Origin of the sequence: Haladaptatus sp. CMAA 1909 (assembly GCF_043952005.1) — an archaeon.
In the GTDB taxonomy this organism is placed as follows: domain Archaea; phylum Halobacteriota; class Halobacteria; order Halobacteriales; family Haladaptataceae; genus Haladaptatus.
On record NZ_JBIOAV010000001.1, the window covers coordinates 1,490,573 to 1,502,465 of the forward strand.

11 protein-coding genes are annotated in these 11,893 nt (G+C 60.7%); 3 read left to right on the top strand and 8 right to left on the bottom strand.

Translation table 11 applies throughout. From position 1 onward, the window contains the following. The first annotated feature begins 31 nt into the window (after window positions 1-31). The 3 genes from ACGYLY_RS08305 to ACGYLY_RS08315 all read left to right on the top strand — a co-directional run bounded on the left by ACGYLY_RS08305 (window position 32) and on the right by ACGYLY_RS08315 (window position 2,802). Window positions 32-1,810 carry a cbb3-type cytochrome c oxidase subunit I gene (locus tag ACGYLY_RS08305; RefSeq protein ID WP_395282125.1) on the top strand — a complete coding sequence of 593 codons (1,779 nt, stop codon included), beginning with the start codon at window positions 32-34 and terminating at the stop codon, window positions 1,808-1,810. Between the two features lie 302 nt (window positions 1,811-2,112). Further along, window positions 2,113-2,379: a cox cluster protein gene (locus tag ACGYLY_RS08310; protein ID WP_395282124.1), complete on the top strand. Its 267-nt coding sequence runs from the start codon at window positions 2,113-2,115 to the stop codon at window positions 2,377-2,379. A gap of 24 nt (window positions 2,380-2,403) precedes the next feature. Continuing rightward, a complete protein-coding gene (locus ACGYLY_RS08315; protein ID WP_395282123.1) occupies window positions 2,404-2,802 on the top strand; it encodes a universal stress protein in 399 nt (132 codons plus the stop codon). An 81-nt stretch (window positions 2,803-2,883) separates the two neighbouring features. On the opposite strand, the gene ACGYLY_RS08320 is transcribed toward ACGYLY_RS08315, so the two are convergent. From ACGYLY_RS08320 to acs, 8 genes are all read right to left on the bottom strand, one after another. Beyond that, a complete protein-coding gene (locus ACGYLY_RS08320; RefSeq protein ID WP_395282122.1) occupies window positions 2,884-3,570 on the bottom strand; it encodes a thioredoxin family protein in 687 nt (228 codons plus the stop codon). Continuing rightward, complete coding sequence (locus tag ACGYLY_RS08325) at window positions 3,533-4,279, bottom strand: ABC transporter ATP-binding protein (protein ID WP_395282121.1); 747 nt, start codon at window positions 4,277-4,279, stop codon at window positions 3,533-3,535. The genes ACGYLY_RS08320 and ACGYLY_RS08325 overlap by 38 nt, the downstream gene beginning before the upstream one ends. Then, entirely contained in the window at window positions 4,276-5,034 is a 759-nt protein-coding gene (locus tag ACGYLY_RS08330) for an ABC transporter ATP-binding protein (RefSeq protein WP_395282120.1), read from the bottom strand. The genes ACGYLY_RS08325 and ACGYLY_RS08330 overlap by 4 nt, the downstream gene beginning before the upstream one ends. Continuing rightward, on the bottom strand, window positions 5,034-6,164 hold the full coding sequence (locus ACGYLY_RS08335) for a branched-chain amino acid ABC transporter permease (protein ID WP_395282119.1): 1,131 nt from the start codon (window positions 6,162-6,164) through the stop codon (window positions 5,034-5,036). Before ACGYLY_RS08335 ends, ACGYLY_RS08330 begins: the two co-directional genes overlap by 1 nt. Continuing rightward, on the bottom strand, window positions 6,161-7,096 hold the full coding sequence (locus ACGYLY_RS08340) for a branched-chain amino acid ABC transporter permease (protein WP_395282118.1): 936 nt from the start codon (window positions 7,094-7,096) through the stop codon (window positions 6,161-6,163). The genes ACGYLY_RS08335 and ACGYLY_RS08340 overlap by 4 nt, the downstream gene beginning before the upstream one ends. A 128-nt stretch (window positions 7,097-7,224) precedes the next feature. Then, complete coding sequence (locus tag ACGYLY_RS08345) at window positions 7,225-8,604, bottom strand: substrate-binding protein (RefSeq protein WP_395282117.1); 1,380 nt, start codon at window positions 8,602-8,604, stop codon at window positions 7,225-7,227. Between the two features lie 450 nt (window positions 8,605-9,054). Continuing rightward, the gene (locus ACGYLY_RS08350) at window positions 9,055-9,672 is read right to left on the bottom strand and encodes an acetate uptake transporter (RefSeq protein WP_395282116.1); all 618 of its coding nucleotides are present in this window, start codon (window positions 9,670-9,672) and stop codon (window positions 9,055-9,057) included. A gap of 198 nt (window positions 9,673-9,870) precedes the next feature. Continuing rightward, window positions 9,871-11,841: an acetate--CoA ligase gene (gene acs, locus ACGYLY_RS08355; RefSeq protein ID WP_395282115.1), complete on the bottom strand. Its 1,971-nt coding sequence runs from the start codon at window positions 11,839-11,841 to the stop codon at window positions 9,871-9,873. Window positions 11,842-11,893 lie beyond the last annotated feature (52 nt).

The following is an 11,893-nucleotide window of genomic DNA, read 5'->3' on the forward strand; positions in this document are numbered from 1 at the left end:
TTTCTTTACCTTGTAGTTCACACGCTCTTCCATGGCAGCTACTGGGCAGATAGCTCTCACCGTAGTCATGGGAGTGTTTTTGCTGGCGGTCGCTTCGTTCCTCGCACGGATCGAGGACTGGCGGTCTTATACACCTCTCAGCGGCGGGGGCTACGGGTATGCAGAATCGACCGGGCAGGCACATAACGAGAAGCCTGCCGGAATCATTCGGTGGTTCACGACGGTGGACCACAAGGACATCGGAATACTGTACGGGACGTTCGGTCTCTTTTCCTTCGCGTGGGGTGGCATCGCGGTGCTCATCATGCGCACGGAACTGCTGACGGCGGGCACAAACCTGTTCAATGCGAACATCTACAACAGCCTACTGACGACACACGGCATCACGATGCTCTTCCTGTTCGGGACGCCCGTCATCGCGGCGTTCTCGAACTACTTCATTCCGCTCCTCATCGGCGCGGACGACATGGCGTTCCCGCGCATCAACGCCATCGCATTCTGGTTGCTGCCACCTGCGGCAATCCTCATCTGGATCGGCTTCCCGCTCTTCATGTTCGCCGGTATCGAACCGGCACAGACGAGCTGGACGATGTACACGCCGCTGTCGTCGTGTGGCCGAGCAGTCGAAACGGCCAGTTACAGTTGTCAGGCGCAGGTTAGTCCCGCAGTTGACATGATGCTCCTCGGCCTGCACCTCTCCGGTGTCAGTGCCACGATGGGTGCCATCAACTTCATCGCGACCATCTTCACCGAGCGCGGTGACGACGTCGGATGGCCGGACCTCGACATCTTCTCGTGGACCATCCTCACGCAGTCGGGACTCATCCTGTTCGCGTTCCCGCTCCTCGGGAGCGCGCTCATCATGCTCCTGTTCGACCGAAACTTCGGCACGACGTTCTTCACGGCGGCCGGTGGCGGACCGGTAATGTGGCAACACCTGTTCTGGTTCTTCGGCCATCCCGAGGTGTACATCCTCGTCCTGCCGCCGATGGGGCTCGTCAGCCTCATCCTCCCGCGCTTCGCGGGCCGGAAACTGTTCGGGTTCAAGTTCGTCGTCTACTCCACGCTTGCGATCGGCGTGCTCTCGTTCGGCGTCTGGGCACACCACATGTTCGCGACCGGTATCGACCCACGCCTTCGCGCGAGCTTCATGGCGGTGTCGATGGCGATCGCGATACCGAGTGCGGTGAAGACGTTCAACTGGATTACGACGATGTGGAACGGTCGGCTACGGCTGACCGCGCCGATGCTGTTCTGTATCGGCTTCGTCTCGAACTTCATCATCGGCGGCGTGACGGGCGTCTTCCTCGCGTCGATTCCGGTGGACCTCGTGCTCCACGACACGTACTACGTCGTGGGTCACTTCCACTACATCGTGATGGGTGCCATCGCCGTGGCTGCCTTCGCCGGCTTCTACTACTGGTTCCCCATCTACACCGGCAAGATGTACCAGAAGTCGCTCGCACACGCACACTTCTGGCTCACGATGATCGGGACGAACGTGACGTTCTTCGCCATGCTGTTCCTCGGTTACGGCGGCATGCCACGCCGATACGCGACGTACCAGTTCACCGTCGCCGACATCAGCCTCATCACCACGTGGCACCAGGTCGCCACCGTCGGTGCGTTCATCATCGGTATCGGCCAGTTCATCTTCGTCTGGAACGTCGTCCAATCGTGGCTCGAAGGCCCACCGGCCCCCGCCGACCCGTGGAAACTCGGCGAGGACGGTATGCTCTCGAAGGAGTGGTCCTGGTTCGCGAAGAAGCAGGAAACCGCGCTTACGGACGGCGGCGAGGAATCAGAATGATTGCGAGCCTCGAAAGACTCCCGTCTTTCGGTAGTGAGGAGTCGGAGTAGTTTCGAACCTCGGAAGATCCTCTCTTCCGTTGATGAACGACTTTCGGAAGAACGCTGGCGAGAACCGATTCGAACGGCGCTTTTTTGATTACGGCATTCGGTCGCTCACGTCGATGCGAGTATGATACCCATTGCGAACATCAGTACGACCATGCCGGAGAGGACGAGCAGGAGCAGTTCTTTTTCGGACATACTCGGACTTAGCGCGTCTGGATGAAAAGGCTAATCCTTGCCCTGTCGAAACGGTTTTTCGTGTCCTCTCGACTTCAGGGTCGCTCGCTCGTCGTCGGTCTGTACGTCCTCATCGTCTCGTTCGCGGGGTTCGTGGGCGTTCTCCTCGGTGCGTTCGGTCCGGACGACTTGCGCGCGGTCAAACTGCTCGGCGTTATCGAGTTGCAACCGACGCCGGTCGGACTCGCCATCTTCGGGATGGTGACCATCGGCCTGCTGCTCGGCGTCCTCCTCTCGTTGGTCGTGTTCGTCTCCGGGCGGTACGACGAGGCGCACCCGAAGGGATAAGATGATTGACTTTGATTTGTCACCATGTATCACGTCCTACTCGCGGTGGACGAAACCGAATCACGCGCGGTGGCACAGGCGAACGCTATCATCGACCTCCCGGAGGCGAAGGCCGAAGTGCGGGTCACGCTTCTCCATTCCTTTACCGACAATCCGAGCGGTGCCTCCGCACCACAGGTAACGGGCGTTCGACGGGCGAAGGACGCCCTCGAAGCCGCCGGAATCGACACGGACATCGTCGAAGAGAGCGGAAATCCGGCGGACACCATCCTCGATGTCGCCGAAGAGCACGATGTCGATTGTATCTGCGTCGGCGGGCGCAAGCGCTCGCCGGCGGGAAAAGCTCTCTTCGGCAGCGTCGCCCAGTCGGTAATCCTGACCGCGAAACGTCCCGTACTCGTCGCGGGCGAAGGCCAACAGTAGACGGCGAGGGCACGGCATACCGAAACAGCGGAGCGGTCGAGGCGGATGCGTCGAAAACGACCGGTGTTCGAAACGATGAACTCAGTCGTAAACCGCCCGAAACGACTCCAGCAACACGTCAGTTCCGACGCCCCCCGCCACCGTCTCCCGCCGCTCACCGTCGCGGAAACAGAGGAACGACGGGGCCGCCGTCACGTCGAACTCGCGTCGAAACGCCACGACGTCGTCGCCGTCGATACCGGCGAACGCTACGTCGTCGGGGATTCCGGCCCGGAGTTCGGGTAGTTCGGCGGCAATCGCCTCACACGGTTCGCAGTCCCGTTTCCAGACCGAGACGATACATGCGGGATGTTCCGACAGGAAGTCCGGATACGTCTCGTCGGTGAGCTGGTCAACGTCGTCGGGAACCGGCGACGACGGACCGACTCCGGCGACCATTTCGGCCATCAGTCCCAGTTCCGCGTCCGAGTATTCGCTATCCAAATGCGCGCGGAGCGCGAGGTAGTAGCTGAACCCGGCGCGGGTTACGTCGCTCTTCCGAGCCTCGTCACGCGAAACCCGGAACGTCTCGGCGACGCTCTCCTCGAACGCCTCCGGCGTGATGCTCGCGTAGGTGTCGTAATATATCGACCAGCGATGTTCGAAGTCGTCCGCGAGCGCGACGGTACCGTTCTCGATAACGACGCCCTCCTCGACGAGGGCGTCGAACAGCGCATCCGGACTATCGGTTTCAGACGCCAAGATATCGCTCCCTCGTTTCGTCGTCATCGCGGAGTTCGACCGCGGTACCATCGAAGACGATTTCGCCTTGGTCTACCACGTAGCATCGGTCGGCGAGTTTGATGGCGGCCGCCGCGTTCTGTTCGACCAGCAGGATTGTCGTTCCGGTCTCGCTGATGCGCCGAATGGCGTCCTCAACGTTGGCGATTATCTGCGGCGCCAACCCCTCGTACGGTTCGTCCAACATCAACAGGTCGGTGTTCTGTTTCAGCGCCCTGGCGATGGCGAGCATCTGTTGTTCGCCGCCGGACAGCGTCCCGGCTTTCTGCGTCTGTCGCTCCCGTAGGCGCTCGAACTCGTCGTACACGTCCTCGGTCGTCATGCCGACGTGTTCGACCTTCGGTATCGACCGTCCGACCGTGTTCGACTTGTTGTGAACGACCTCCGCGAGGTGGAGGTTCTCCTCGACTGTGAGGTTGGGAAAGACACGACGCTCCTCGGGGACGAGCGAGATGCCTCTCGTGGAGATGTCCTCCGGTTCCATCGTGGTGATGTCCTCGTCCCTGAATCGAACCGACCCGCCGCGCACGTCCGGCGGACGTGCGCCAGCGATACTCCGGAGCGTCGTCGTCTTGCCCGCGCCGTTACGCCCGAGGAGCGCACACACCTCGCCCTCCTCGACCCGCATGGTCACGTCCCGCAAGATGTGGCTTTCGCCGTAGTAGGCGTTCACGCCTTCGAGGCCGAGCAGACTCATAGCTCGACACCTCCGAGATACGCCTCCTGAACCTCCGGATGGCCCTGAACCTCGTCCGGCGTCCCTTCCGTGATGACGCGCCCGCGGTTCAGCACGACAATTCGATCGGAGACGTTGAACACGATCTCCATGTCGTGTTCGACCAGTAGGATGGTGAGGCCGAGTTCCTCCTTGACGCGCTCGATGAGGTCCACGGTGGCGTGTGTCTCCTCCGGTGACATTCCCGCCGTGGGTTCGTCCATCAACAGCAGGTCGGGTTCGCTCGCCAGCGCGATACCGATTTCGAGGCGGCGTTTATCCCCGTACGGCAGGTCGGCGGCGGGAACCTCTCGCTGACCGAGTAAGCCGACCGAATCCAGGGTCCGGCGGGTCAGCGTGTCCACCTCGGAATACCGTCGCTGATGACGGAAGAAGTTGAACCTGAACGATCCGTGTTCGGCGGCGAGCGCGGCGATACGGGCGTTCTCCTCGACGGTCAGGTCGGGGAAGATGGACGCGGTTTGGAACGATTTACTGATTCCGGACTGAACGACGTCGTGAGGTTCGAGGCCGGTTATCGATTCACCTTTGAACCGAATATCACCCGTCGTCGGGTCGAGCATCCGCGTGATGAGGTTGATGAGCGTGGACTTCCCGGCCCCGTTCGGGCCGATGACGCTGACGCTCTCGTTTTCGTGAATTTCGAGGTCCACGTCGTCGACGGCGACGAGGCCGCCGAACTCCTTGGTGAGGCCCTCGGTATTCAAGAGCGTCATCAGTTCTCACCTCCCTGCTCGGCGTCGGCTGATCCGGAGAGGAACTCCCGAAACCATTCGACGATTCCCCAGATACCCGTCGGGAAGAGCGCGATGACGGCGACGAAGATGAGACCGAGGATGAGATGCCAGTACGGCTGAATTGCGAGGTTGCTGCTGACGACGTTCTCCACGTAGAGATAGAGGCCAGCACCGAGCATCGGACCGACCATCGACCCGACGCCGCCGAGGACGGTCATGACGACGATTTCACCGCTCGTCGTCCAGTACAGCGATTCGACGGGAACGTACGAGCCGTGAACGACGAAGAGGCTCCCGGCGACGCCAGCGAACGCGCCCGAGAGGATGAACGCCATTAGCTTGTAACGCCAGACGTTCAACCCGACGAACGAGGCGCGCTGTTCGTTCTCCCGAATCGCCTTGAACACGAGTCCGTACGGCGAATGGAGGATTCGAACGACGGCGGCCACACAGAGAACGGTGATTGCACCGACGAACACGTAGAGCCAGTCGCCGACCAGCGGAACGGACGTGCTGAGCGGAATCGACTCCGTCGCCGAAAACGCGTCGAGGAACCCGAAGAGGTTCCCCACGTTCACGTCGGTGAACCCGTTCTCCCCGTTCGTCAACCCCTGGAGGGGAGAAAGGGCGAGGTAGTACGCCATCTGGCCGAACGCGAGCGTCAGGATGGAGAAGTAGATGCCACCGCGCCGGAGCGAGACGAAGCCAAGTATCCACGCCAACAGCACGGCGAACAGGGTTCCGACCACCACCATGAGGATCGGACTGCCGTTCACGCTGGCGCTGAATATTCCGGCGGCGTAGGCCGCACCGCCCCAGAAGGCGGCGTGACCGAACGACAGCAGCCCCGTGTAACCGAGGAGCAGGTTGAATCCGAGCGCGAAGATACCCCAGATGAGGATGAGGGACGTCAGCCCCTGCCAGCCACGAAATACGTCGCTGATGACGGGCGCGCGAACGAAGAGCCACGGGAAGAGCGCGACGGCGAGCACGGTGAGGCCAACGATGGAACGTTCGCTGCTGCCGAACCGGTCCAGCGTCGAAGCGACGTCCGACTCGATCATCGAGGGGCCGTCTTCGGTCGTCCGCTCGGACGTTTCGTCGTTCATGGTGCAACCTCCTCGCTACCGAGCAGGCCCTGTGGCCGCGCCAGCAGGATGACGGCGGCGAGAACGTAGATGCCGACCTGTGACCACTGTGGTGCGACTGCGACCAACGACGAAAGGGTGAGTCCGATGAGAACTCCGCCGACGACAGCGCCCCGAATGCTTCCCACGCCGCCGATGACGACGACGAGGAAGGACGGGACGAGTACATCCATCCCTATATTCGGGTTTACCGCGTAGAGCGTGCCACCGACGACACCGGCGATACCCGCGAGCGCCGCGCCGACCCCGAATACCATGAGATACGGGCGGGTGATTTTCACGCCGAGCAGGCGAACCATCTCGGCGTCACGGGTGCCCGCACGGACGACGAGGCCGAAGTCCGTGTACTCGATGAGCAGATACACGGCCACGACCAAAATGGCGGTGATAGCGATGACGTAGAGTCGCCACTTCCCGATAGTTCCCACCAGCGGGAGCGAAACAGGGCCGGTGAACTGGGAGGGGCGAGTGAAATTGTAGCTCTGACCGCCGAACAGGATTTTGAACGCCTCTTGGACGACGATGGCGAGGCCGAACGTCAGCAGGATTTGGTCGGTATCTGGGCGGTCGTAGAACGGTCTGGCGATGAATCGCTCCATGAGGAGACCGACCCCGAAGACGATTATCGGGACGATAACGAGCGCCGGAAGGAATCCCAACCCGAGGCCGACCTGTCCGTATCCCCACTCGGCCAACTTTCCGTCGGAGATGCTGATGTTGAGCGTGATGAGGAGTCCGAGATACGTCCCGAGCAAATACAGCGCCCCGTGAGCGAAGTTGACGAACTTCAGGGTACCCAGGATGATCGATAGCCCCATGGCGACCAACACGTAGATGGCCCCCTGCTGAAGTCCGTTTAACAGGATCGTCGCCAGTTGCGAAACGATGCTCACGTCTTTCCCTCCTCGCGGTGTTTGGATGTCATTTCTCTGTCGTTTGTATCAATAATGGAAATCATTCTCAAGCATGGTGGTCACGTGCCTCCGAACGATAACGTCGGTGTGCATCGTGACCGGGTCGATTATTTGTAGGAACCGAGGTCACACTTCGAGGCCGGACCCTGCCCGCACTCGTAACCGAGTTTGTCGCGGGAGGTGACTTGGACGATTTCGAAGTACTTCCCGGATTTTTGCTCCGATTTCGGCAGTCCCTTCACGACTGGCACCGCGCGCTGGGCTTGGTGGTCGCACTTTCGCATCGTCTCCTGCTCCATCCCGAGATTGCTGTACTCGTGACCCTCAAGCTGTTTGATGACCTCCGGGGGATAGAACGTCCCGGCTCGCTCGGCCGCCGCCGCGTACTGGAGCGTTTGGGCGTAGGCGAGCTGTGCCGGACCCGACGGAACCCGTCCGTTGTACTCCTCCCCGAAGAACTTCGTGAACGAGTTCGAGGGTTCGTTGTCGATTTGTGAGTCCCATGCGACGGTACCGTAGATACCGTCGATCGCTCCGCCCGCGGCCTGCGCCATCGGACGGTTGTAGAGGGGCATCACGATTTCCATGTCCTGGTCCAGTCCCGCTTGGATAGCACCTTTGAGGGAGTTCGCACCGTCCAGCCCGTAGTGGTTCAGGAACAGGGCGTCGGCTCCGGAGTTGGCCGCTTCCGAGAGGTACGAGGAGAAATCCTTGGTTCCCAGCGGCGTGGCGACGCTCTTGACCTGTGACCATCCCGCCTCCTCGAAGAACTTCTTCATCGAGGCCTGCTGGGTCTTCCCCCAACTGTAGTCGGCGTACAGCTGGTAGAATTTGAGGTCCTTTCCGTACTCCTTCGTCACCACGGGAGCGAGCGCCTGCCCCGTCATGTACGCGTTGAACATCTCGCGGAAACCGTATCGGTTGCAGTCCTTCCCCGTCGTATCGTTGGAGTGAGTGAGACAGGCCATGAACATCACCTTCTCCTTCTGACAGAGGCCTTGGACAGCGATGGCCACCGCACTCGACGAGCCACCGGAGATCATCATGACGTTGTCACGGCTTATCATCCGCGATGCTTGCTTGCGGGCTTGGTCGGCGTCGGTTCCGGTGTCGCCGGTCACGTAATCGACTTGTTTGTCGAGAACGCCGTCTCCCGACAAGTCGTCCCAGCTATCGACCCAGCCGCCGCCGTTGTTCAGATGCTTCACCGCCAGCTTGTACGCCCGAAGTTCGTCCTTTCCCTCCGACGAATACGGACCGGACTGCGGAACGTTGAACCCCAACATCACCTTGTCACCCTCGACGGGATAGTTGCCGAGTGACGGATACTCCTCGTTACCACCGCCGTCGCCGTCGCCGCCGCCGCCATCACCGCCGCTACCGTCGTCGCTCAGACAGCCAGTTAATCCCGCGATTCCTGCTGTGCCAGCCGCTCCGGCGACCTTGACGACATCTCGACGTGTTAGCTCATCTTTATCGTATGCCATACTAACACCCACCGATCAATCCGTAATAATAGTTAACGTATTATTTCAGGACTGAAAAATGGTATTATAAATGCCATTATAAATGGCGCGACGAGAAAAGTGTACGTTCCCGCCGCTTCGAAAGAACGTGCGACTGGCGCGTCTCGGTGCCGCGACACGGTTCGAAAAGAGACATTTCGGGACCCTCGGTCGGTGGACCGGTCCGCTGGCTCGAACTCGATTCGATGGGTGCCCCGGTGGCACGACTCCCCGATCGAAACACCAGTTGGTCACTTCGACGAAATCGACGTACACCGCATCGAGTTCGGGAAGGACGCCGACACGGGTTCTAATAGCATCTCATTCATCCTCGCGTGCTAGTTGCTCGATTGGTAAGTCGGGGTGGTCGGGCGACCCTGGAAGTTTGGCAGGCGACAAAAAAGGCGACCGTCTCGATTTTGCGACGGTGAGTCAGTCCGCCGGTTGCGTCTTCCGACCCGATTTCGATTTGAGCGGCGGGCTTCCGAGCGGGATTACTTCCCTGTCGTACGCCCAGTTCAATACCTCGGCGAAGCTGACGAACATCGCGTCGAGGCCAGTGAGGATGCCGACCCAGCCACCGGCGACGCCCAGCCAACCGATGCCGAGGTAGTCGCCGAAGCCGAGCAGGTAGAACGTGACCGACAGCAGGAGGAACACGCTCCAGAGCGCCCAGTTGAGTTTGAACGTGGCGACCCACATGTACGTCGTGAAGACGCCCCAGAGGATGAGCGCCACTCCGAGGGTCGTCGTCGCGCCTTCCAAGCTTATCCAGCCGTTGCCGCTGAAAACGAGGAGCAACCCGAACCACCACCAGAACGCGCCGTAACTGGTGAACGCGACGGTACCGAAGGTGTTACCCTCACGATACTCGAGCATTCCCGCCAACAGTTGTATCGTTCCGCCGAACGCCAACGCGAGCGGAATGACGATGACTTCCCCGGCCGCGGGAAGCAGCTCTGCGTTTATCATGCTCAGCAACACCGTCGTCAACCCGAAGCCGACGAGTCCGAGCGGTGCCGGATTACCGGTTTTCGTGTTCGCGGGCATCTAGCTCCCCTCCCGAAGCGTGTCCGCTCCACGTAATCGTCCGTCGACTCCCCCGTAGACCGTTGCCTGTGTCCGATTTTCAATCGACATTCGTTATACTCTCCTCGTGTTTGTTACCTGGCGTCAACATATAGTATTTGTCCAACGGACAAAATATTACCTCAAGAAACGAGAAAAATTCAGAACAGGTATCTATCGTTAATCCTTCTTGACCTTCTCCTGAATGTCTTCGACGACGTCCGGGTTACGGAGCGTGGAGGTGTCGCCCAGTTCCTCCTCGTTGGCGATGTCCTCCAGCAGACGCCGCATGATCTTTCCGGACCGCGTCTTCGGCAGTTCCGGCGTGAAGACGATTTCCTCGGGACGAGCGATGGGTCCGATACCGTCCTCGACGCCTTGCACGATGCGGTCGTGGAGTTCTTCGTCTCCGTCGTACCCCTCCTCGGTGATGACGTAGGCGTAAACCGCCTCGCCCTTGACGTCGTGGTGTCCGCCGACGACGGCCGCCTCCGCGACGCCCTTCACGCCGACGATGGCGCTCTCGATTTCCATCGTTCCGAGACGGTGGCCGGAGACGTTGAGAACGTCGTCCACGCGGCCGAGAACGGTGATGTAGCCGTCTTCGTCCAGTTTCGCGCCGTCCTCGGGGAAGTACACCCACTCGTCCGCGTCGGGGTCGGAGTACTCGGTCCAGTACTCGCTGATGTAGCGGTCGTCGTTCTTGTAGACGGTGCGGAGCATCCCCGGCCACGGCTTCTGGACCGTGAGATACCCCGCCCGACCCGCACCGACCGGTTCGCCCTTCGTGTCCACGATTTGGGCGTCGATGCCCGGAAGCGGCGGCCCGGCACTGCCGGGTTTCATGGTGCCGATGGCCGGAAGTGTCGTGACCATCATACCGCCCGTCTCGGTCTGCCACCACGTGTCCACGATGGGGCAGTCCTCGTGGCCGATGTGTTTGTAGTACCACTTCCACGCCCGCGGGTTGATGGGTTCGCCCACCGTTCCGAGCAGTCGAAGGCTCGAAAGGTCGTGTGCTTCGGGATGTTCGCGCCCCCACTTCATGTACGCCCGAATCGCCGTCGGCGCGGTGTAGTAAACGTCCACGCCGTAGTCTTCGACGATCTCCCAGAGGCGGTCCTTCTCGGGGTAGTCGGGCGTTCCTTCGTACATGACGCTGGTCGTCCCGAGTGAGAGCGGCCCGTAGACGATGTACGAGTGGCCGGTGATCCATCCGATGTCGGCCGCACACCAGTAGGTGTCCTCGGGTTTGATGTCGAGGACGGCGTGTGAGGTCCACGACACGTAGGACAGATACCCCGCCGTCGTGTGTTTGACACCCTTCGGTTCGCCCGTCGTCCCGGAGGTGTACATCAGGAACAGCATGTCCTCCGCGTCGCGCTCGACGGGTTCGACTTCGGCACCCTCCTGTTCGGCCACGATGTCGGCGTAATCGTATTCGTCATCGCCCATCGGGTGGTCGTACTCGTCGCCGAGGCGGTCCACGACGACCGTTTCCACGTCGTGGTCCACCTGCGAGAGGCCCTTGTCCGCCTTCTCCTTGTGCTGGAGCGGATCGCCGCGTCGGTAGTAGCCGTCGCAGGTGATGAGGAACTCGGACGCCGCACTCTCCATCCGGGTCGCGAGCGCGTCGGCCGAAAAACCGGCGAAGACGACGCTGTGGGGTGCGCCGATTCGCGCACAGGCCAACATGGCGATGGGGAGTTCCGGAATCATCGGCATATACATCGTCACCACGTCGTCCTCGCCGACTCCCATCCCTTGCAGTGCCGCCGCGAACTCGTTCACCTTGCGGTGGAGTTCCTCGTACGTAAACGTCCGCGTCTCTCCCAGTTCACCGATCCATTCGATGGCGACCTCGTCCCCCCTGTCGTCGAGGTGTCGGTCGAGACAGTTGTACGAGGCGTTCAACGACCCACCCGTGAACCACTTGTAAAATGGCGCGTCGTCGTCTTCCAAAACGGTGTCGTAGTCGTCGTACCAATCGAGCAGGTCGGCCGCGCGCTCCCAACACTCCGGCCAGTTTTCCTCGAACTCATCGTAAATTTCCGGGTCCGAGACGTTCGCCTGCTCGACGAACGATTCCGGTGGCTCAAACGATTCTGCCTCTTCGAGCCGCGCTTCGAGTTCCACGGTATCGTCTGTCATATGTCCATACTAACATGCTTTAACGAGGTGTATAAAGATATGCTATGTTCGC